The organism is Kibdelosporangium banguiense, from assembly GCF_017876405.1.
GTDB classification, from domain to species: domain Bacteria; phylum Actinomycetota; class Actinomycetes; order Mycobacteriales; family Pseudonocardiaceae; genus Kibdelosporangium; species Kibdelosporangium banguiense.
Window position 1 is genome coordinate 1,441,825 of record NZ_JAGINW010000001.1, and the last position, 19,853, is coordinate 1,461,677.

Genomic DNA, 19,853 nt, shown 5'->3' on the forward strand with positions numbered 1-19,853 from the left:
AACCGATGCGAACCCAGCGTGAGATCGAACGGAAGTACGAGGCCGATTCCGACGCCGAAATCCCTGAGCTGCCGGGTGTTGTCGCCGAACCGCAGCGCGAGACTCTCGACGCGGTCTACTACGACACCGCCGACCTCAGGCTGATCCGCAGCGGGCTGACCCTGCGCCGACGGGAAGGCGGCGAGGACGAGGGCTGGCACCTGAAAGTGCCCGCAGGCAAGGACACGCGCGACGAGATCCACATACCGCTCAACGGAAAGACCGATCCGCCGAAACAGTTCACCGATCTGACACTGGGCTACACACGCGGCGCGAAACTACAGCCGGTCGCGCAGATCAAGACCGAGCGGACACGCTGGGAGATCGTCGGTGAGAAAGGGAAACTGCTCGCCGAGCTGACCGACGACCAGGTCACCGCCGCGGCCTGCGGCTCGGATGCCGTCAGCTGGCGCGAGATCGAGGTCGAAGGCGATCCGGCAGTACTCGACCGGACCGAGAAACCGTTGCGCTCAGCCGGTTTCCACCGATCCAAGGCGCCTTCGAAGCTCGCCAGGGTGCTCGACACCAAGAGCACGAAGCCGGAGCGTCCGGACCGCAAGGCACGGGCGGGCAAGGCCGTGATGGCCTACGTCACCGAACAGGTGGAGAAGATCAAGCATTACGACGTCCTGGTGCGCCAGGACGCGGACGACGCGGTGCACCAGTTGAGGGTCGCGACGCGGCGGCTACGCAGCGCTCTGCGTGTCTACGCAAAGCTCATCCCAATCGGTGATCTCAGTGCCGAACTGCAGTGGCTCGGCCAGCGGCTGAGCACGGCGCGTGACCTGGAAGTGCAGCACGAACGGATGCGTGCGGCCATTTCGACGCTGCCCACCGAGCTGGTGGTGGGCCCGGTCGAGGCACGGCTGACGCGGCACTTCGCTCCAGAGCAGGAAAAAGCCCGCAAGGCTGTGCTGCAGACGTTGCGGAGCAAGCGTTACCTCCAGCTGCTGGATCGGCTGGAGACCCTCGTGACCGCCCCGCCGACGACCAAGAAGGCCAACCGCCGGGCCCGCAAAGAGCTGCCAAAACACCTGTCCCGCGCGGAGCGCAAGATCAGTAGGCGATTCAACGCCGGTGAGATCCACCGCGCCCGGAAAGCCGCCAAGCGAGTCCGTTACGGACTGGAACTGGCCGTCCCCGTGCTGGGCAAACCAGCGGACAAGGCCCGTAAACGCGCCAAGACCTTCACCAAGCAGGGCGGCGAATACCAGGACAGCGTGGTCGCACGGCCATTGCTGCGAGCGCTTGGCATGCAGGCGCATGCCGCCGGGGAGAACGGCTTCACGTTCGGCCTGCTGCACGGCCGCGAGGAGGCGGTCGCGGAGCGTGCGCAGCGGGAGATGAGGTGGGGCTAGGCCCACCCCTGCGGCTACACCTGCGAGCAATGCGCCTGACCTCGATGGTCCGTCACACTGGGGACGGACCATCGAGGAGGCGGGATGCGACAGGTCAAGGCGTTGGCGCGCAGTGTGGCGCTGCTCGCGGTGGCCATCGCCTGTCCCTTCGTGTTCGTGTGGGTCATCGCTGGCGTCTCCCTGGTGTTGAGCGGGCCAGCCGTGCTCAAAAGCGTGCGGCGGTTCACCAATCTCGCCCGGCGGCTGAGCGGAGTATCGACCGAAGCTGTCTACCGGGCGCCACTCCCGCCGCCCGAACCTGACGAGGATGGGCTCTACAAGGTCGGCGAGCGGCTCGTGGACAAGCCGTCCTGGTGGAACGAGTTCGATCGGCGGCTCGAATGGATCGGCGACGACCCGGCGTCGCACCGGGACGTGACCTGGCTCGTCACGAACCTCTTCGTGGGCACGGCATTGGCCGCGCTGGCGCCCGGCCTGATCGGGCTCGGTATCTGGTCGCTGGTCACGCCGTGGTGGGTGGCCTCGATCCCGCTGGTGCTCGCGGGTTTCTTCGCGGCGCCGTACCTCGTCGGACTGCACGACCGCTGGACAGCGGTGTTGCTGGAGCCCAAGAGCGACGGCCGGATGTTCCAGTTCTGGGTGAAGTTCCGCCTGCACTTCGAGAAGTTCGGGTACGTGGCGGCGAACTGGCTGATGGCGCTGGCCGGCGTGGTGCTCGGGGCGGGCAGCCTGATCGTCGGCGCACCCGTTCACCTGTGGGGTCTGTGGATCGTGGCGTGGGTGCCGATCATGCTGCTGAACCGGGAGCTGACCAGCCGGCGACGGCACCTCGTCGGCAGCTGGTCAGGCATCCTGATCGCTTCGCCGTACCTGCCCCAACCAGTGCCTCCGGCGCCCCGCCCGGACGGCATGTACCGGCATGGCCGTCAGCTTTATAAGACTCCCAAGGCAATGTTGCGCGGCGCGCGGTACCGCTGGGTGATGACCGACGTGGCCACGTGGCGTGACCTGGCTTCGGCAGCGGTCGACTTCCTCGTCGGTCTGGCGGCCGTGCCCGCCGCGATCTTCCTGCCCGGCCCCGTACTTCGATTACAGGCCAAGGTTTCCCGATGGTTGCTCGCACCGACGGCCAAGGCCCTGCTGGCGCACCGAGTCGAGCAACTCACAGCGACGCGGGCGGATGCCACCGACGCGCAGGCCGCGGAACTTCGCCGCATCGAACGAGACCTGCACGACGGTGCCCAGGCACGGCTGGTCGCGCTCGGTCTGCATCTCGGGGCGGTGGAGCGGCTGATCGACCAGGATCCGGAAGCGGCCAAATCCTTGGTGGCCAAGACAAAAGCCGCCTCAGCCGAGGCGCTGACCGAGCTCAGGGACCTGGTCCGGGGCATTCACCCGCCGGTACTGGCCGAACGCGGCCTGGGCGACGCGATCCGCGCGCTCGCCCTGGACAGCCCGTTGAAAGTGACTGTCGAGGGCTCGCTGGCCGTCCGCCCGGCCGCACCGGTGGAGTCAGCGGTGTACTTCGCCGTCTGCGAGTTGCTCGTCAACGCGGCCAAGCACGCCGACGCCAAGAACGTGATCATCCACATGCGACACGATCCCGGCGTGCTCAGTGTCTCTGTCATCGACGACGGTCGCGGCGGGGCCAGCACGCACGCCGGCACCGGCCTGCGTGGCCTGCATCGCCGGCTGGCCACGTTCGACGGAACGTTCGAACTGGTCAGCCCGGTCGGTGGGCCCACCGTCGCGACAGTCAGGATCCCCAGTAGCTGATCGGCTAACCGGCGAAATCAGCCTTGTGGTCCACAGCCCACTCGGCGAACGTGCGTGGTTCACGGCCAAGCACGTCCTGGACGCCGGTCTCGAGGTCGCCCGGGTGGTCGACGGCGGCCTCGGTCATGTCCAGCAGGCTGTTGACCAGTTTCGCCGAACCGAACTGACCGAACTGCTTGAGCAGATCCTCGTAGGCCTCGTCCCGGGTCTGCACCTCGACCCTGAGCGAGCGGCCGACGGCCTCGCCGATCAGGTCGACCTGCCGGTGCTGGGTGATCGACTCCCCGCCGGTCAGCCGGTACTTCGCCGACGTGTGACCGTCGTTGAGCAGGACGGCCACCGCGACTTCAGCGATGTCGTACTCGTGGATCGGAGAGCTCTGGCTGTCGGGGAACGGCAGCCGGACGACGCCGTCCTGCCGGATGGACCGCGCCCAGGCCAGGGTGTTGGTGGCGAACGCACCTGGCTGTACGAAAGTCCAGTCGATACCGGATTTCTCGATCGCGTGCTCGACGGTCAGGTGCATCATCCGGACCGGTGAGTCGTTGTCGCCAGGGTAGGCCGCGGCCAGCGACGACAACGCCACAATGTGCCGCACGTTCGCGGCTTTGGCCACCTCGAGAAAGCCCTCGATACCGGCCGGGCTGGGGAACAGGAACACCTTCTCGACGCCTTCAAGGGCCTCTTTGAAGCTGCCGGGGTCGGCGAGGTCGGCGGCGCGAACGTCCACGGACTCAGGCAGGCCCGCGGTCAGCGGGTTGCGTGAGGTCGCGCGGATCTGAGCGCCTGTCTGCAGGAGCTGCTGAAGAACGGAGCCGCCGACGTTGCCGGTCGCCCCGGTTACCAGGATTGTCATGACCCCAGCTTCAACCATCTGTCAAACGGTGTCAACCAAATAGATGACTGATACCCTCACGCTGTGCGGGAACCAGGGAAACCAAGGCGCTCACCAGCGCCGCAAGAGCGTCAGGCGGACGCCGAGCGGTCCCGGCGGCAGCTGTTGTCAGCCGCCTTCGACGAGTTCGCGGCCAAGGGCTACGCCGGCGCCAGGGTCCACGAGATCGCCGCCCGGGCAGGCGTGAACAAGCAGCTGATCAACTACTACTTCGGCGGCAAGGAAGGCCTCTACCGGGCGTTGCAGCGGGAGTGGCTGAACCACGAGGCGACGTTCCACGACCCACAGAACTCCGCACAGGCCATCTCCGAGAAGTACGTCCGCGAACTGCTGACCGACCCGCGTGGCGCCCGGTTGATGATCTGGCGCGGGCTGAGTTACGCCGCCGGCGAGACCGAACCGGACGAAGAACCGGAGCAGGACCTGTCCGGCTTCATCTCCCGGCAGGAGGCGGGTGAACTGGATCCGGGGATCGACCCACGCTGCCTGCTGATCGGCCTGATGGGCGTGACCTCCGGGCCGATCGTGATGCCGGACCTGGTCCGCAAACTGTTCGGTGTGGAGGTGTCCGATCCTGAGTTCCAGGAGCGCTACGTCGAGTTCGTCCGCGACCTCGTCGGCAGGCTCGGGCCTCGCTGATGGATTTGTTGCGGCACTTGGGGTTCTTCGTCGCCGTGGCTGAGGAGGGGCATTTCGGCCGGGCGGCCGAGCGGCTCGGGATGACGCAGCCGCCGGTTTCCCAGGGGGTTCAGCGGCTGGAACGCCGACTTGGTGTCGAGCTGTTCCACCGCGGTTCCCGTGGAGTGGGCCTGACCCCAGCGGGTAGTTCGCTGCTTCCACAGGCTTATTCATTGTTGTCCTCGGCCTCGGAATTCGCCGCGTCCGCCGGACGGTTGCGGGATCAGGCCGTCCGGGTCGGCGTGATCGGTCAGCTCAGCGCCTTCCATTTGGCTGCGATGGTCTCCAGCGCACCCAAGGCTGTTGTGGTCACGACGGCCGCCACCGTGGAGCTGATCGAGGCGGTCACGTCCGGGCAGCTCGACTGCGCTGTGGTGCACCATCCAGCACTGGTCAACACGTTGGAATGCGGGCCGGTGATCAGGGTTCCATCGTGGTTTCTCGTACCCTCGGGGCGAGAGGACCTCCGAGGATTGTCGTGCGCAACCATTCCTCGCAGCCATGGCACTGCGGCGTTCGACCTTCTCGCTGACACCTTGCGAGCTTCGGGGCTGGATCCGGATTTTCTCGCGGCTTCCAACGACCGCGAGGTAGTGGCAGCCGTTGCCACAGGTCAGGCGTTCGGCATCACCACTGATCCCTTCTTGCAGGCTCCTGGTATCGCCCGGCTTCCCGCAGCGGAGTTCGGATTGCGGGTCCGGCTTGTGTGGCGCTCACTTGCCGCTGACGTTCGCTCGGCCCTGGAAGCCGCACTCGCATGATCACCCAGCAGATCCGCGCTGTGTTCCAGGACGCCGGCACGGACGGGTGGTTGCACGCGATACCACTCGTTGCTTCGCCCACAAGGGAAATCGACATCGGCGCGGACGAACTCGTTGTCATGGCATCGGTGTACAAGCTGCCGTTGCTCGTCGCCCTGTGCCGACAGTTCGATTCCGGCACAGTCGATCCTCACGCGCCGGTCCGGATCAATCCGGCCTCCTGCACGCCTGGGCCGACTGGCATCGCGACGTTTCTCGACCCGATCACGCTGTCCTGGCGTGACCTCGTGTGCTCGATGATCGCCGTGTCCGACAGCGCGGCAGCCGACGTGATCCTCGGCCGTGTCGGATTGCCGTTCCTGCAGAAGATGTTGCTGGACATGGGTTTTCCGCACACCAGGATCGTCGGCGGCACGGCCGACATCGAAGCCACCCTGATGCGGGAGACGGGGACATCTAGCACCGCACAGGCCTTCGCCTTGCTCGCCGACAACGACTTGGCCCGGACCGTGAGTGCCTACGATCCCGCATACACAAGCGCCACAACACCTCGTGAAATGACCCGGCTGCTTTCGTTGATCTGGTCCGACACGGCCGCATCCCCGGATCAGTGCTCGTTCATGCGGCAGTTACTGGGAAAGCAGGTCTGGTCGCACCGGATTCGCGCCGGCTTCCCCTACGCCGGCGTCCGGGTTTCCGGCAAGACCGGCACCATCGGCGCCATCCGCAACGAGGTCTCGGTGGTCACATTTCCCGGCGAGGTGCCCATCGCCGTCTCGGTCTTCACGTTCGCGGCGCGCGCCGACCTCGCCTTGCCCGCAGTCGACGCCGCCATCGCCGAGGCAGCCCGGATCGCCGTCACAGACCTCCGATCAGGCCGTCTCTGATAGCAATCCGCTATCGAGAAGGCGCCGAACTCGTATTGGCGCTATCGCTCGAACGATGATTCGGTAGTGAAGTGCGAATGATCAACCGACTCCTAGCCGCGCTCGTTGCCGTCCCACTCGCTGCCTGCAGCGCCACTCCAGCAGCTCCACTCGCCCCTGCCCCAACCACCACGACGGCACCCGAGCCTTGGGTCGCCCAGCTCAAGGACCTGGAAACCAAGTTCGACGCCCGGCTCGGGGTCTACGCGGTGAACGTCTCAACGGGAAAGTCGTTGTCCCAACGGCAGGACGAACGATTCGCCATCCTGTCGGTCTTCAAGGGCTACGCCTGCGGCGCACTACTGAAAGCTCACCCGCTGAGCACGGGCTACTTCGACCAGCGGATCACCTACAGCCAAGCCGACCTGGTCCCCAACTCACCCGTCAGCACGGAGAAACTCGCCACCGGCATGACCGTCTCCGAGGCCTGCCACGCCGCCATCACCAAAAGCGGCAACACCGCAGGCAACCAGCTCCTCAAACTACTCGGCGGACCCACCAAACTCACCGAGTTCGCCCGCTCCATCAACGACCCCGCCACGCGCCTCGACCGCTGGGAAGTCGACCTGAACGTCGTCCCATCCGGAGAAGAACGAGACACCACAACACCCCTGGCCATCGGCAACGCCTACAAATCCCTGGTACTGGGCGACATCCTCGGCCCAGCCGAACGCACCCAGCTCAAAGACTGGCTCCTGGCCAACACAACCGGCGCCACCCGAATCCGCGCAGGTGTTCCCCCAACCTGGCCCACCGCCGACAAAACCGGCACAGGCTCCTACGCCTCCGCCAACGACGTCGCCATAACCTGGCCCACCCCCGACACCCCCATCCTGATCGCCATCCTCACCGACAAAACCCCCAAAGCCAAAGAGGACACCAAACCCGACAACGCCTTGCTGGCAGAAACCGCCCGCATCGCCGCTACTTCCCTCTCCTGACCATCCTTTCCCGACAGTCCTCTCGCTCCCTTTCTCCAGCACCTGCTTCCCTCTGCTCCCCTCGCATCTCTGCTTGCGACTGTTCCCCACCTTGGGTTGTTCCTGGGTGCTTCACGTTTGGTTGTTCCTGGCTGCTTTGCCTTTGGGTTTCTGCCAGGTGCTTCACCTTGGGTATTTGCTGGTGATTGTTTGCCTCGCCGGCGGGCAGACCGCCAGGAGGAGGAGTGGGGGATCGCCGTCGTGGGACAGGTGGGTTGCGTCGGGTCCCCTCGAAGCAGCCCTCTATTGCGCTAAACGCGCTTCTGGTCGAGGGCGAATCTCACCTTCGGCGGGCGGAAGCGCAACATGCTAAAACCAAGACGCACTAGTCCAAACGCAACGCGCCCAGCGCTGGTTCAGCACCAACCGCACCGTGGGGGCTTGGGGGGCTCGGCCCCCCAAAATAATGACGGAGGACCCGGCCCGCGCTTTCCGCGGACACGGATCCCCTGACGACGTGGAGCTGAGGGGAATCGAACCCCTGACCTTCTCGATGCGAACGAGACGCGCTACCAACTGCGCTACAGCCCCTTGGTGCTCCGCAAGCATAACAGGGCTTGCGGAGCGGGTTTTCACTCCCCCACTGCTCGGCGGTAGCGGAGGCTGTCGGGGTCGTCCAGTTCGTCGAATGCTGGGTCTTCGTCGTCTATGTCGACCACGACTGCGTGGGGGTGGGTGATGCGTGGGGGTGGGTTGTGGGTGACCGCTACGGCTGTTGGGGCGTCGGCGGAGCGTTCTGTGGTTGCCGGTTCGTCGTTGTAGCGGTCGTCGTCGTACTCGTCTGAGTAGGCGTTGATGTGGTGGTAGTCCGCTGGCTGTTCCTGAGGGCGGGCGCGGCGCGCCTGGGCCATTCGGGCCAGTCTGCGTTGCCTGATCTCTTCCTCGATGCGGACCTGGCGCCTGAGGTAGCTCAGGTAGGCGATGAGGCCGAGGTCGACCGCCCCATGGCCCCACCAGGCCATCGGGTACATGACGGCGGCTACTACTGCGCTGCCGACGGCGAGCAGGAGCATGGCGACGACCACGCGCTGACGGAACGCGTATTTCGCGCGCGCTGTCAGAGCGGCGGCTTCGGGGTCGAAGCCGCCCCGGCCCGGCCGGTATCGCCGGGCGGGTGCGTGGTGGGTGGCGTCGGAGACGGTGTCCGTGTCCACGTGGTCACGATCGTCCGCTTCGAGCGTGGTGTCGAGAGGCTGGTCCGGTTCCGTAGTCGAATCATTACCGTCTTCGACCACGGCGACGTCCTCGGCGTCGATCAGGTCGGCGTCGCGCATGTCGGCCTCCTCGGCCCCGCCTTTCCGCACGACCCGGGCGGCCAGTGCGGAGTCCGCGGTCCTGGCGATCTCCTGACGCTTGCGAACGATCATCGGGACGAGGACGACCAGCCACGCCACGACGAGCGCCACCACGATGAGTGAGCTCGGCATGCTTCGTCACCTCCCCCGATCCGTTGCAATTGACCACGCTAGTCACAACAGTCACAGGTGTGACGGAGGCGCGCCGTGTGCGATCTTCGGGCGCAAGGTCCTTTCAGGCGTTTTCATGCGGTGGATGTGCGATGGGGCGCAACAAAGTTCCCCCTATTGGGGGATGGTGGCGCGGCCGTCAGCGAGCAGCCGGTAGACCAGTCCATCTGGTACGTCTTCCGCCGTCAGGGCGAAGGCCAGATGGTCACGCCACGCACCCGCGACGTCGAGATACCGCCGGAACAACCCCTCCTGGCGGAACCCCAGCTTTTCGAGAACCCGCAGGCTGGCGGTGTTCTCCGGACGGACTGTCGCCTCGATGCGGTGCAGACCGGCGAGCATGAAGCAGTGGTCGACCACCAGGGCGACCGCCGCAGGCGCCACGCCGCCGCCGACGACGTGGGAGGCGACCCAGTAGCCGATCCAGGCCGAGCAGAGCGAGCCCCGGATCACGTTGCCGACCGTGACCTGGCCGGCCAGCTGACCGTCCACTGTGATCACGAAGGGCAGGGTCATGCCCCGGCGCGCCAGCGCCCGCAGGGAGGACCACTGGCCCGGCCAGGCCAGAGTGGCGTTGCGGTCGTCCCATGTGCCGGGCGCCGTCGGCTCCCAGCGCTCCAGGTGCTCCCGGTCCCGTAAGCGGATCTTGCTCCAGGCCGAGCCGTCGAGCAGCCGCGGACCCCGGACGGCGACGAGCCCGGCGGGCACCTGGAGCGGTCCGAGCCTGGCCGGCCAACCTGGGTGCCGGCCTTGCGGACCGGGCCTGTCCATCACGTCACCCACGCTGGGCGAGGAAGCTGACCTGCACCTCGTCACCCACCGCCACGTCGGTTGTCTCCTCGTCGACAAGCACGAGGCAGTTGGCCTCCGCGAGCGACGCCAGCAGGTGCGCACCGGACAGTCCGAGCGGCTGGACCAAGTACTGCCCGTTGCTCTCGTCCCGCAGCAACTGCCCGCGCAGGAATCCGCGCCGCCCCTTCGTCGACGAGATCGGCGACAGCAGTTTCGCCGAGACGATCCGGCGGCGCGGGTTGCGTTTGCCCTGCGCGGCCCGGATCAGGGGACGGACCAGGACCTCGAACACGACGAGCGCGCTCATCGGGTTCGCCGGCAGGACGAACGTCGGCACGGCGTCCTGGCCGAGCCGGCCGAACCCCTGAACCGACCCCGGATGCATGGCTACCCGGGTCATGTCCAGCTCACCGAGCTCCGACAGTGCGGCACGAACCTCATCCCCTGTGGTTCCACCGACACCACCCGCCAACACCACGATTTCCGCCAGCAGCAGCCGGCTCTCCACGACTTCACGGACTCGCCGCTGGTCAGGGCTGACAATGCCGACTCGGGTGACTTCCGCGCCCGCGTCCCGGGCGGCCGCGGCCAAGGCGTACGAGTTCACGTCGTAGACCTGGCCCTGGCTCGGCGCACGATCGATGTCCACCAGTTCGTCGCCGATCGAGACGATCGACACCCGCGGCCGCGGATAGACGAGCACCTTGGCCCGGCCGACCGCGGCGAGCAGGCCGACCTGCGCCGCGCCGATGGTCGCGCCCCGGCGGACAGCGACATCGCCGGTCTGGACGTCCTCTCCGGTCCGCCGGACATAAGCAGCCGACGGCACCGGCTGGTTGATGGTGACCCTGGCCGGGTGCTCATCGGTGTAGCCGAGCGGGACGACCGCGTCGGCCAACGTCGGCAGCGGCGCGCCGGTATCCACACGGACGGCCTGGCCGGGCTGGAGGCGACGCGGCTGGCGCGACCCAGCCGCGATCTCGCCGACCACCGGGAGCACGACCGGCTCCCGCCCGGCCGACTGCACGTCGACGCTGCGCACCGCGTAACCGTCCACCGCTGCCTGGTCGAACCCTGGCAGGGCGTGTTCGGCCACAACCTCCTCCGCACAGAGCAGCCCCTGCGCCTCGGAAATCGCCACACGCACGGGCGCGGGCCGCACCGCGGCGGCTAGTGCCCTGGCGAGCTGCTCGTCGACTGACCTCATCCACCCGGCCCCGTACTAGTCCTGAATGCGATCCCGCAACCACTCACGGAGATCGGGCCCATACTCGGGGTCTTCGAGTGCAAAGTCCACGGCGGCACGCAGGAACCCACCAGGATTGCCCAGGTCGTGACGTCCGCCCCGGTGAACGACCACGTGCACGGGCGCGCCCTCGGTGATCAACAGGGCGATGGCGTCGGTCAGCTGCAACTCGCCACCGGCCCCCGGCGTGATCCGCTTCAACGCGTCGAAGATCGCCCGGTCAAGCAGGTACCGGCCGGCCGCGGCAAAGGTCGACGGCGCATCCTCGGCGGCCGGTTTCTCGACCATTCCGCGCACGATCTTGACGTCCTCGTCGGCCGTGTCCTCCACATCGAACACGCCGTACGCCGAGATCTGGTCCCGCGGGATGTCGAACGCGCACAGCACGCTCCCGCCCCGCTCGGCCCGGACGTCCGCCATCTTCTTGAGCACACCGGTCGGCAACACGATGTCGTCCGGCAACAGGACGGCGACCGCGTCGTCGTCACCGTCGAGGTTCGGCTCCGCGCACGCCACCGCGTGGCCCAGGCCCAGAGCCTGTTCCTGGATGGCGGTCTCCACGGTCAGCAACGAGGGTGCCCGGCGGACCTTCTCCAGCAGCGCGGACTTGCCGCGAGCGGCCAGTGTCGCCTCGAGCTCCGGCTGCGGCCGGAAGTAGTCGACCACGGCGTCCTTGCCCGGCGAGGTCACGATCACCAGGCGGGACGCGCCCGCGTCGGCTGCCTCGGCGGCGACGAGCTCGATCCCCGGGGTGTCGACGACCGGCAGCAGCTCCTTGGGAACAGCCTTGGTCGTGGGCAGGAAACGTGTGCCTAGCCCTGCGGCGGGCACGATTGCTGTCTTGAATGCGAGCGACGGGCTCATGGATTGTGAGCCTAACCTCAAGGCGTGACTGTCTCGCCCGCCACCAAGACGCAATGGCGCGCCCAGTTGACCGCCGCCCGCAAAGAGGTCACCGCCGCACAGCGAACTCTCGAGGCGGCCGCGATCGCCGGATTCGCTCGCCAGCTCGTTCACGCAGGCCAGACGGTATGCAGCTATGTCCCGGTGGGTACCGAGCCGGGATCCCGCGAGTTGCTCGACGACCTGCTCGCCATGGACGTCCAAGTGCTCCTTCCCGTGGTGACGGGAGCCGCACCCCTGGACTGGGCGGTCTACGACGGCACCCTGCAGCCGGGGCCGCACCGACTGCTCGAACCAACCGGCCCACGCCTCGGACCAGCAGCGATCGCGTCGGCCGGCCTGGTCTTCGTCCCCGCCCTGGCCATCGACCAGACCGGAGTCCGCCTCGGACGTGGCGCTGGTCACTATGACCGCTCACTCGTGCTGGCCACGCCGCAAGCCAGGCTGGTCGCCATGGTCCGCGACCAGGAGTTCCTGCCCCGCTTGCCTTTCGACGAGCACGACGTCAGGATGACCGCCGTCCTGACGCCCGGCCAGGGCATGATCGAACTGTCCAGGAGTTAGCACTCTCCCTGATATACTGCTAATCGACTCGGGAGAGGTCTGTAGAAGGAGAGAAGCCCGTGCCGACCTACCAGTACGCATGTACGGTGTGCGACCACCGGTTCGAGCAGGTGCAGGCCTTCACCGACCCCTCGCTCACGGTATGCCCCGAGTGCTCCGGCAAACTGCGCAAGCTCTACGGCTCAGTCGGCGTCGTCTTCAAGGGCAGCGGCTTCTACCGCACCGACAGCCGCTCCGGCAGCACCAGCACCGCCTCCGCAGGCAGCACCGAGAAGAGCTCCAGCAAGTCGAGTGAGTCCACCTCGTCTACTTCTTCCTCGTCGTCGGGCACCAAGTCGGAATCGACTTCCAGCAGCAGCACTCCGGCGGCCAAGGCTTCTTGAGGTTTTCCAGGCGCCGCAGTCCTCCGGGGCTGCGGCGCTTTGGCATATCCGGGGGTAGCGAGGTTGCCCCGGCATCGGTGAGGAGCCACAGGCGCAGCTTGGGCGCTTTCCCTGTGGCGGAAATGGTGTATGACCGGGTTGCGTCAGAGTTGGTGACCAGTCTGGGACGAACGGGCTCAACCGATCGATGAGGTGCTGGGTGTGGTCACCGGCGCTCGCACTACTCCGACAACGATCGTCCAAGCGTGACAGCGGGACACACGACGCTCGTGGTGGCCCTTGAGCGCGAAGTAGCAGTAGTGCAAGGTCCATATGCGACGGCCATCCTTTGGCCGGCACGGCCACCAAGGCACCGCATCGCCTCACGTTTGGCTTGCGCTTGTGCGGTCAGGCCACCACCATCTGGATATCGGATCTCATCGGCGTAGAGCACACCGCGACGACACGCCGAAGCCAGAGCCTGACCTTTCGATCTCGGGTGGCGGAATCGTGGTGGCGGCGGTGGAACCGCAGGATGAGGTTCCACCGCATGGATGCTGGGCCGAGGTGAGCGGTTGAGCTGGCTGCCTCAGCTGCAGGGCTCTGGTTGGGGCAGAGCCCTGCAGTGTTTCTGGATTCGCTCTGGAGTTGTCAAGCAGCAGTGTGGGCTATCGGCGGGGGCCGCCGTACTGGCCGGGGCCGGACTGGGGTGGGGCGGCGGGGCCTGGGTGGGTGGGGGCCTGGCCGGGGCGGGACTGCTGCTGGGTGCGCAGCAGCTCGCGGATCTCCATGAGGACCTCGACCTGGGTGGGTTCGGAGGGGCCGGGCTCCTCGCCGCGCTTGCGGCGTTCCTGGATCTTCTTCATGGGCAGGACAAGGGCGAAGTAGACCACCGCGGCGATCAGGATGAAGTTGATGATCGCGGTAAGCACGGCGGCGAAGTCCAGGGTGGACTTGGCGTTGCCCTCGACGATGGTCCACGACAGACCCGTCACGTTCGAGCCGCCGATGGAGGCGATCACGGGATTGAGGATCCCGTTGACCACTGAGGTGACCACGGCGGTGAACGCTGTTCCGATCACCACCGCGACCGCCAGCTCAATGACGTTCCCGCGCATGATGAAGTCCTTGAAACCCTTCAGCACGGCATGACTCCCTCGCATAGCCGGACAAGTTTCACCGGAGGGTAACGGTCACCTCCCGCGTGAGTGACGCCGCCGCTACGCGAGGCGCGATGTCCCTGGGTAAGGCGACCACGACCAGACGGCCCTGGGCTGAGCCGGGCCGGACGGTCACCACGGTTGCGTCTGAGGCGAGTACCGCCTGGTCGGGTGCGACTATGTCCACCTTCGAGCCCGGGACGAGCAGGTCTGCGACACCTGGGTCCGCGAGCCGGACCGGGACGGCGGACGCGTCGGGTAGTCCAGCGGCGAGGCGAGTGTTCTCAGGACCGAGGAGACGGGTGGAGGTGATGGGTTCGCCGGTCGAGGCCGCGCCTGCGAGTACTTGGCCCGCGGCGGCCGATGGGTCGGTGAGGGCTCTGCGGGGGATCAAAGACGGTGGGGCATGGATGACCTTGACGTCTGATGTGGACAGAACCGTGCCGGGAGCGAGGTCGTGATCGGCGACGAGCATGGGAGCCTCCTGAGCGTGGTTCGGGCGTAGCGCAATGAAAACGGCCGCAACCACCAGTGCGGCCGCCGCGATCCGACGGATGGCCACTGCGCGCGCCCAGCCTTTGGCTCGCAGTGTCCGGATCAGTCGGGGTGTCATGGCGTCCACGCTGCCAGCGGGCCAAGCTGCCCGACAGGGGGACGACGCCAACTGTGGACAAGTGGGGTGCCTGTGGATAAGTGGGGTGTTTCGCGCAGGTTCGACTTGACAGGATGGCGCTGAGCGTTTCAGGGAGTCGATAGCGTGGACGCCGTGTCAGAGACCCGGCAGAAGCTGATCGACGGAGCCGTCGAGACGATCCGAACCCATGGCATCAGCGGTGTCTCCGCCCGCACGATCGCCACGACCGCAGGGGTCAACCAAGCGCTTGTCTTCTATCACTTCGGCAGCGTCCACGACCTGCTCAGCGAGGCCTGCATGGTCCACACGCAGGCCACGGTGACGGCCTACCAGCCGCGCCTGGACAAGGTCACCACTCTGCAGGAACTGCTGGCAACCGGCCGCGAGCTGCACGCCGGTCAGGCCGAGATCGGCAACGTGAAGGTTCTCGCCCAGTTGCTCGCCGGCTCACAGAACGACCCGGAGCTCGCGAAGGCCACGGGCGCCGCCCTGGCGTTGTGGACGACCGCTGTCGAACAGGTGCTTGTCCGGGTCATGGCCGGCTCACCCGTAAAAGATCTACTTGACATCGGTGGGCTGGCGCGCGCGGTGTCCGCCGGGTTTGTCGGTCTCGAGCTGTTCGAAGGTGTCGATCCGCAGGGCGCCAGACAGGCGTTGGACACCCTCGACCAACTGGCTGTGCTGGTGGAAGTGGTCGACGATCTCGGGCCGGTCGCCCGCCGGGCCTTCCGGGCCAAGGTCAAGCGGGTGGCCGACCGGTAGCACCGCGACACCGTTACCATCCCGTCACATCCCGGGTGGGTGAGACGTCATGAAACGGTCCGATCTCGATACGGATATGTTTAGGGCCATGGAACGCAGCGCGCAGCGGCTGGGCAGGGCTCTGATTGTTGTCGTCGACGACCGGATCGCGCACGGTGAGAACGAAGACTCACCGGGTCCGCTTGTGACGGAACTGCTGGAGGAGGCCGGGTTCATCGTCGATGGCACGGTCGCCGTCGCCGGCGAGGTCGTGGATATCCGCAACGCGCTCAACACCGCTGTGATCGGCGGTGTGGACCTCGTGGTCACCGTCGGCGGCACCGGTCTGCTGCCGCGTGACGTCACGCCGGACGCCACCCAGGGCGTGCTGGACCGCCGGATCCCGGGCATCGCCGAGGCGCTTCGATCGTCCGGCCTCGCTGCGGGCGCTGTCGACGCGGGCATCTCGCGTGGCTTGGTCGGCGTGTCGGGCAGCACGCTGGTGGTGAACCTCGCGGGCTCGCGCGCGGCCGTGCGGGATGGCATGGCGACGCTGTCCTCGCTGGTCCCCTACGTGATCGGGGAGCTGTCGGGATGGGACGGGAACTGAGCGACGAGGAACGTCGCCGCAAACTTGACGAGGTCTTCGGCGATGTCCTGCCGGAGACCACGAAGGACGAACGCGAGCCAGATCCGGAGCAAGAGGACTGGTATCTGCGCAACAAGCCGCCCCACCACGGTTAGCACCGAATGCCGGAGCCGCACGACGACAGACGAGGGGGTATCTGTCGCGTGCGGCCCGGCTATTCACCGGCTCGGGGGCAGCGAGCCGGGAGGCCGATCTCCCCGAGGAAATCGGCGTTCCGATCCACCCGACTGGATCGGAGTCTGTAGTTGTGTCCCGTTTCGTGAGTGGCCGGCAGGCCACTCACGAAACGGCTCTCCCCCATGGAGTTGGTCTCGGCCGCCCTGCAACGGCCGAGCGTTCTAGTTACCCGGTACGGGCTGGCCGCCCAAGGTCACTTCGACCGTGCGGGAGCCGTCTCCGATCGTCAGCTTCACCTTGTCGCCAGGCGCCTTGGACCGGACCGCCGCCACGAGGGCGTCGGACGTGTCGATCCGGCGGTCGTCCATCTTGGTGACGATGTCGCCTGCGGCGAGGCCGGCCTGCTGCGCGGCGCCACCCGCGGTGACGTCGTTGACCTGGGCGCCACCGGCTGCGGCTGTCTTCACCGTCACGCCGAGCACGGTCTGCTTCGCCTTGCCGGTCTTGACGATCTCGTCCGCCGTTCGGCGGGCCTGGTCGATCGGGATGGAGAAGCCGATGCCGACCGAGCCGCCCTGCTGGCGAGCGCTTGTGCCCGGGCTGTAGATCGCGGAGTTGATACCGACGACCTGACCGGCCATGTTCACCAGCGGGCCACCGGAGTTGCCCGGGTTGATCGCGGCGTCGGTCTGGATCGCGTCCATCACCGTGGCCTCGGATCCGTCCTCGCCGCCTGCCCTGGTCGGGCGGTGCAGCGAGCTGACGATGCCGGAGGTGACGGTGCCGGAGAGCTCGAACGGCGACCCGATCGCGACCACGGCCTGGCCGACTTTGAGGTCGTCCGACCGGCCGAGGGTGACCGGAGTCTTGCCCGACACGCCCTTCGCCTGCACCACGGCGAGATCGGAGGACGGGTCGCGGCCGAGGACGGTGGCGTCCGCCGTCTGCCCGTCCGGGAAGACCGCCTTCAGCGTGCCGCCGCTCGCGGCCTGTTCGATGACGTGGTTGTTCGTGATGATCAGGCCGTCGGCACGGATGATGAAGCCGGAGCCTTCGCCGCTCTGGGTACGCAGTTGCACGACGCTCGGCGATACCTTGGCGGCGACGGCTTCGACCGTGCCGTCCGGCGCGTTGGCTGCCTGCTGCGCCGGTTTGGGTACGTCGAGCGCGGACGGCGCCTGCGTGGCAGTGCGGTCCGCGACGAGGTACCCGCCGAGCGCACCCGCACCTCCACCGACAAGCAACGCGAGCACTGCGACGCCGACGACGAGGCCACTGGCACGACGTGGCGGCGCAGCGGGCATCGGTGGCGGCGTCGGGTACGTCTGGGTCGTCTGCGGCGGTACGTAAGGCCCGCCCTGCGCCGCCGCACCGAAGATCACCTGAGGCTGCTGATCCTGCGGCGACCATGGCCGTGGCGGCGTCGGTTCGCCGGTCTCAGCGAGATTCTCGGCCGTGTTGTCCGGCTGAGCCTCCGGCGAAGCCTCCCGCTGCTGCGGTTGCCACTGGGCTTCCGGCTGCTGCGGCGGGGTGTCCCGGGGGCGCTCCCACTCGGATCCCTGTGCGTTCTGGCGCGGGGCGTCCTGCGGGCCGGGGCTGTTCTCGGTCATGGCATGTAGCTTGCCGGTTACTCCTGAGAGCCGCCTGAGATGAACCCGCTGTGTTTTCTAAGAGGCGTTCCTCAGCCGCTCGGCGATGGCTTCGGGCGTGACGTCGTTGATCCACACCGCCATTCCGGACTCGGATCCGGCCAGGTACTTCAGCTTGTCCTTGGTCCGCAGGATGGAGAACACCTCAAGGTGCAGCCACGCCAGGTCACGCCCTTCACCGACCGGCGCCTGGTGCCATGCCGCTATATAAGGCAACGGACGGTCGTACAACGAGTCCAGGTGCTTGAGCACACGTGCGTACAGGCCGGCGAAGTCGTCGCGTTCTTCCTCGGTCAGCGCGGGAAGATCAGGAACTTGCCGGTGTGGCACGACATGCACCTCGACCGGCCAGCGTGCGGCCGCGGGCACGAACGCGGTCCAGTGCTCGGACGTCTCGACCAGGCGCGTGCCTGCTTCACGTTCGGCGGCAAGGACATCGCCCATGACCGGACGGCCATGCTTGTCCAAATAGGACGAAGCGACCTCCAGCATCCGCTCGGTACGCGGCGTGATGAACGGGTACCCGTAGATCTGGCCGTGCGGATGGCTGAGCGTGACGCCGATCTCCTCACCGCGGTTCTCGAACGGGAAAACCTGCGCGATCTCGGGCATCGCGGACATCGCCTCGGTCCGGTCGGCCCACACGTCCATCACGGTGCGAATCCGTGGCACGGTCAGCTCTCCGAACGAGCTGTTGTGGTCCGAGGTGAAGCAGACGACCTCACACCGGCCACGCCCAGGCGCCCGTGCGACCAGTTCCATGCCATCCACAGTGGACAGACCGTTGCCGCCGAAGTCCTGCACACCGTGGGAGAACGACGGGAACCGGTTCTCGAACACCACGACGTCGTAGCTGGACTCGGGGATCTCGGTCGGCCTGCCGGGCACGCTCGGGCACAGCGGGCACGTCTCGGCCGGCGGCTTGTACGTCCTGGTCTGCCGATGAGCGGCCATCGCGACCCACTCCCCGGTCAACGGATCCCGCCGGATCTCCGAGCTCGACTGCAACGGCGGCAGATCCCTGGTGTCAGCCGCGGTGCGCTCGGGCGCGTCCGGCGTGTCGTCGAAATACACGATCTCCCGGCCATCTGCCAGCCGGGTCGCGGTACGCCTCACGCAGTTTCCCCTCCCGTGCCCGAGATCCCGTTCTCGTCGACGTCGGCGATCATCAGCTCGCCGACCCGCTCGGCCAGGAACTCGCGGCCTTCCTTGCTCAATCCATCGTCGGTGACCAGTACATCGGCGTCTTCCAGATCGGCGATGGTGGAGATCCCGACAGTTCCCCACTTGGTGTGATCCGCGAGCACGACCAGCCGTCCGCCGGCTTCCACCAGGGCGCGATTGGTCTCGCTCTCATTCAGGTTCGGTGTGGTCAGTCCCGGGCCGGCCGCCATGCCGTGTACGCCGAGGAACACCATGTCCAGATGCAACGACCGTAACGTGTGCACCGCGACCGGGCCGACAAGAGCGTCGGACGGTGTGCGCACCCCGCCGGTGAGGACGACTGTCCTGTCTGGACGTTCGTTGCGCTGCAGGACGTCCGCGACCCGGATCGAGTTCGTGACCACGGTCAGCTCTGGCACGTCGTCGAGGTAACGGGCGAACGTCCACGTGGTCGTGCCCGCGGACAGCCCGATCGCGGTACCCGGTTTGACCAGCGTCGCGGCGATCGACGAGATGGCTTCCTTCTGGGGCAGCTGCTGCACGGACTTGGCCTCGAAGCCGGGCTCGTCCGTGCTGCGCCCGACCACGGCGGTCGCCCCGCCGTAGACCTTCTCGACCAGGCCACGCCGGGCAAGCACCTCGAGGTCACGGCGGACGGTCATGTCCGACACGCCAAGGCGGTCGACGAGGTCGCTGACCCGGACCGCGCCGGTCTTCTTCACCTCTTCGAGGATCATCGCCTGCCGCTGCCGCGCGAGCACCGTGTACCCCTTCCAGTCCATGCCGGTCGCCTGTCACGACGACACGCACCCGTCGTGAGCATAGGCGACAACGCAACATACTCAAACATCCGACTCGGCAGAGTTTGTTCGATGTCCCGCTCTCCGGTACCTCCGATATGAGCTCCCACCAGCCGGAGATTCAGCAGCTTGAAACGTCATCCGGTGGGGGTTAACAGGTCCGTAACGGGGGTTGACAGAACCTACCGTCGAT

General features: G+C 67.0%; 21 protein-coding genes and 1 tRNA gene. 11 read left to right on the plus strand and 11 right to left on the minus strand.

From position 1 onward, the window contains the following. Nucleotides 1–5 precede the first annotated feature (5 nt). Nucleotides 6–1,397, plus strand: a complete 1,392-nt coding sequence (locus JOF56_RS06815) for a CYTH and CHAD domain-containing protein (protein ID WP_209635579.1) — start codon at nt 6–8, stop codon at nt 1,395–1,397. Between the two features lie 84 nt (nt 1,398–1,481). Beyond that, entirely contained in the window at nt 1,482–3,173 is a 1,692-nt protein-coding gene (locus JOF56_RS06820; RefSeq protein WP_209635580.1) for a sensor histidine kinase, read from the plus strand. A 4-nt stretch (nt 3,174–3,177) separates the two neighbouring features. On the opposite strand, the gene JOF56_RS06825 is transcribed toward JOF56_RS06820, so the two are convergent. Continuing rightward, nucleotides 3,178–4,029, minus strand: a complete 852-nt coding sequence (locus tag JOF56_RS06825; protein WP_209635582.1) for an NAD(P)H-binding protein — start codon at nt 4,027–4,029, stop codon at nt 3,178–3,180. A 63-nt stretch (nt 4,030–4,092) separates the two neighbouring features. Here JOF56_RS06825 and JOF56_RS06830 point away from each other — a divergent pair, with 63 nt between their 5' ends. From JOF56_RS06830 to bla, 4 genes are all read left to right on the plus strand, one after another. Next, nucleotides 4,093–4,707, plus strand: a complete 615-nt coding sequence (locus tag JOF56_RS06830; protein WP_209635584.1) for a TetR/AcrR family transcriptional regulator — start codon at nt 4,093–4,095, stop codon at nt 4,705–4,707. Beyond that, entirely contained in the window at nt 4,707–5,507 is an 801-nt protein-coding gene (locus tag JOF56_RS06835; RefSeq protein WP_209635586.1) for a LysR family transcriptional regulator, read from the plus strand. The genes JOF56_RS06830 and JOF56_RS06835 overlap by 1 nt, the downstream gene beginning before the upstream one ends. Next, the gene (locus JOF56_RS06840) at nt 5,504–6,394 is read left to right on the plus strand and encodes a serine hydrolase (RefSeq protein WP_209635588.1); all 891 of its coding nucleotides are present in this window, start codon (nt 5,504–5,506) and stop codon (nt 6,392–6,394) included. The genes JOF56_RS06835 and JOF56_RS06840 overlap by 4 nt, the downstream gene beginning before the upstream one ends. Before the next feature lie 77 nt (nt 6,395–6,471). After that, nucleotides 6,472–7,374: a class A beta-lactamase gene (gene bla / locus JOF56_RS06845; protein WP_209635590.1), complete on the plus strand. Its 903-nt coding sequence runs from the start codon at nt 6,472–6,474 to the stop codon at nt 7,372–7,374. 497 nt (nt 7,375–7,871) lie between these two features. Here the strand turns inward: bla and JOF56_RS06850 are convergent. The 5 genes from JOF56_RS06850 to JOF56_RS06870 all read right to left on the minus strand — a co-directional run bounded on the left by JOF56_RS06850 (nt 7,872) and on the right by JOF56_RS06870 (nt 11,781). After that, a tRNA-Ala gene (locus JOF56_RS06850) sits at nt 7,872–7,944 on the minus strand. 41 nt (nt 7,945–7,985) lie between these two features. Further along, nucleotides 7,986–8,840, minus strand: coding sequence for a divisome protein SepX/GlpR (gene sepX, locus JOF56_RS06855; RefSeq protein WP_209635592.1), 855 nt, complete (start codon nt 8,838–8,840; stop codon nt 7,986–7,988). A gap of 153 nt (nt 8,841–8,993) precedes the next feature. Further along, a complete protein-coding gene (locus JOF56_RS06860) occupies nt 8,994–9,650 on the minus strand; it encodes a GNAT family N-acetyltransferase (RefSeq protein ID WP_209635594.1) in 657 nt (218 codons plus the stop codon). A gap of 4 nt (nt 9,651–9,654) precedes the next feature. Further along, nucleotides 9,655–10,878: a molybdotransferase-like divisome protein Glp gene (glp, locus tag JOF56_RS06865; RefSeq protein WP_209635596.1), complete on the minus strand. Its 1,224-nt coding sequence runs from the start codon at nt 10,876–10,878 to the stop codon at nt 9,655–9,657. A 15-nt stretch (nt 10,879–10,893) separates the two neighbouring features. Then, nucleotides 10,894–11,781 carry a UTP--glucose-1-phosphate uridylyltransferase gene (locus tag JOF56_RS06870; RefSeq protein WP_209635598.1) on the minus strand — a complete coding sequence of 296 codons (888 nt, stop codon included), beginning with the start codon at nt 11,779–11,781 and terminating at the stop codon, nt 10,894–10,896. A 24-nt stretch (nt 11,782–11,805) separates the two neighbouring features. Between JOF56_RS06870 and JOF56_RS06875 the strand changes: the two genes are divergently transcribed. Both JOF56_RS06875 and JOF56_RS06880 read left to right on the plus strand, forming a co-directional pair. Further along, nucleotides 11,806–12,384 carry a 5-formyltetrahydrofolate cyclo-ligase gene (locus JOF56_RS06875; protein ID WP_209635600.1) on the plus strand — a complete coding sequence of 193 codons (579 nt, stop codon included), beginning with the start codon at nt 11,806–11,808 and terminating at the stop codon, nt 12,382–12,384. A gap of 59 nt (nt 12,385–12,443) precedes the next feature. Further along, a complete protein-coding gene (locus JOF56_RS06880; protein ID WP_209635602.1) occupies nt 12,444–12,767 on the plus strand; it encodes an FmdB family zinc ribbon protein in 324 nt (107 codons plus the stop codon). Nucleotides 12,768–13,414: 647 nt separating this feature from the next. Here the strand turns inward: JOF56_RS06880 and mscL are convergent. Continuing rightward, nucleotides 13,415–13,891, minus strand: coding sequence for a large conductance mechanosensitive channel protein MscL (mscL, locus tag JOF56_RS06885; RefSeq protein ID WP_209635604.1), 477 nt, complete (start codon nt 13,889–13,891; stop codon nt 13,415–13,417). Nucleotides 13,892–13,922: 31 nt separating this feature from the next. Beyond that, nucleotides 13,923–14,519: an SAF domain-containing protein gene (locus JOF56_RS06890; protein ID WP_209635606.1), complete on the minus strand. Its 597-nt coding sequence runs from the start codon at nt 14,517–14,519 to the stop codon at nt 13,923–13,925. A gap of 144 nt (nt 14,520–14,663) precedes the next feature. On the opposite strand from JOF56_RS06890, the gene JOF56_RS06895 reads away from it, so the two are divergent. From JOF56_RS06895 to JOF56_RS06905, 3 genes are all read left to right on the plus strand, one after another. Beyond that, nucleotides 14,664–15,302, plus strand: a complete 639-nt coding sequence (locus JOF56_RS06895; RefSeq protein WP_307854958.1) for a TetR/AcrR family transcriptional regulator — start codon at nt 14,664–14,666, stop codon at nt 15,300–15,302. Between the two features lie 88 nt (nt 15,303–15,390). Further along, nucleotides 15,391–15,891, plus strand: a complete 501-nt coding sequence (locus JOF56_RS06900; protein ID WP_209635608.1) for a MogA/MoaB family molybdenum cofactor biosynthesis protein — start codon at nt 15,391–15,393, stop codon at nt 15,889–15,891. Continuing rightward, nucleotides 15,876–16,025, plus strand: coding sequence for a hypothetical protein (locus tag JOF56_RS06905; RefSeq protein ID WP_209635610.1), 150 nt, complete (start codon nt 15,876–15,878; stop codon nt 16,023–16,025). Before JOF56_RS06900 ends, JOF56_RS06905 begins: the two co-directional genes overlap by 16 nt. A 243-nt stretch (nt 16,026–16,268) precedes the next feature. Here the strand turns inward: JOF56_RS06905 and JOF56_RS06910 are convergent, their stop codons facing one another. From JOF56_RS06910 to JOF56_RS06920, 3 genes are read right to left on the minus strand one after another with little or no spacing between them, the layout of a single operon-like run. Further along, the gene (locus tag JOF56_RS06910; protein WP_209635612.1) at nt 16,269–17,657 is read right to left on the minus strand and encodes a S1C family serine protease; all 1,389 of its coding nucleotides are present in this window, start codon (nt 17,655–17,657) and stop codon (nt 16,269–16,271) included. A gap of 57 nt (nt 17,658–17,714) precedes the next feature. Next, a complete protein-coding gene (gene galT, locus JOF56_RS06915; RefSeq protein ID WP_209635614.1) occupies nt 17,715–18,812 on the minus strand; it encodes a galactose-1-phosphate uridylyltransferase in 1,098 nt (365 codons plus the stop codon). Continuing rightward, nucleotides 18,809–19,642: a DeoR/GlpR family DNA-binding transcription regulator gene (locus JOF56_RS06920; RefSeq protein WP_245378176.1), complete on the minus strand. Its 834-nt coding sequence runs from the start codon at nt 19,640–19,642 to the stop codon at nt 18,809–18,811. The genes galT and JOF56_RS06920 overlap by 4 nt, the downstream gene beginning before the upstream one ends. Nucleotides 19,643–19,853 lie beyond the last annotated feature (211 nt).

Excerpts from the sequence above, each read along its gene's own strand:
- JOF56_RS06815 (WP_209635579.1), top strand. The coding sequence starts at position 6 with ATGCGAACCCAGCGTGAGATCGAACGGAAGTACGAGGCCGATTCCGAC.
- JOF56_RS06820 (WP_209635580.1), top strand. The coding sequence starts at position 1,482 with ATGCGACAGGTCAAGGCGTTGGCGCGCAGTGTGGCGCTGCTCGCGGTG.
- JOF56_RS06825 (WP_209635582.1), bottom strand. The coding sequence starts at position 4,029 with ATGACAATCCTGGTAACCGGGGCGACCGGCAACGTCGGCGGCTCCGTT.
- JOF56_RS06835 (WP_209635586.1), top strand. The coding sequence starts at position 4,707 with ATGGATTTGTTGCGGCACTTGGGGTTCTTCGTCGCCGTGGCTGAGGAG.
- JOF56_RS06840 (WP_209635588.1), top strand. The coding sequence starts at position 5,504 with ATGATCACCCAGCAGATCCGCGCTGTGTTCCAGGACGCCGGCACGGAC.
- bla (WP_209635590.1), top strand. The coding sequence starts at position 6,472 with ATGATCAACCGACTCCTAGCCGCGCTCGTTGCCGTCCCACTCGCTGCC.
- sepX (WP_209635592.1), bottom strand. The coding sequence starts at position 8,840 with ATGCCGAGCTCACTCATCGTGGTGGCGCTCGTCGTGGCGTGGCTGGTC.
- JOF56_RS06860 (WP_209635594.1), bottom strand. The coding sequence starts at position 9,650 with ATGGACAGGCCCGGTCCGCAAGGCCGGCACCCAGGTTGGCCGGCCAGG.
- glp (WP_209635596.1), bottom strand. The coding sequence starts at position 10,878 with ATGAGGTCAGTCGACGAGCAGCTCGCCAGGGCACTAGCCGCCGCGGTG.
- JOF56_RS06870 (WP_209635598.1), bottom strand. The coding sequence starts at position 11,781 with ATGAGCCCGTCGCTCGCATTCAAGACAGCAATCGTGCCCGCCGCAGGG.
- JOF56_RS06890 (WP_209635606.1), bottom strand. The coding sequence starts at position 14,519 with ATGACACCCCGACTGATCCGGACACTGCGAGCCAAAGGCTGGGCGCGC.
- JOF56_RS06900 (WP_209635608.1), top strand. The coding sequence starts at position 15,391 with ATGGAACGCAGCGCGCAGCGGCTGGGCAGGGCTCTGATTGTTGTCGTC.
- JOF56_RS06905 (WP_209635610.1), top strand. The coding sequence starts at position 15,876 with ATGGGACGGGAACTGAGCGACGAGGAACGTCGCCGCAAACTTGACGAG.
- JOF56_RS06910 (WP_209635612.1), bottom strand. The coding sequence starts at position 17,657 with ATGACCGAGAACAGCCCCGGCCCGCAGGACGCCCCGCGCCAGAACGCA.
- JOF56_RS06920 (WP_245378176.1), bottom strand. The coding sequence starts at position 19,642 with ATGGACTGGAAGGGGTACACGGTGCTCGCGCGGCAGCGGCAGGCGATG.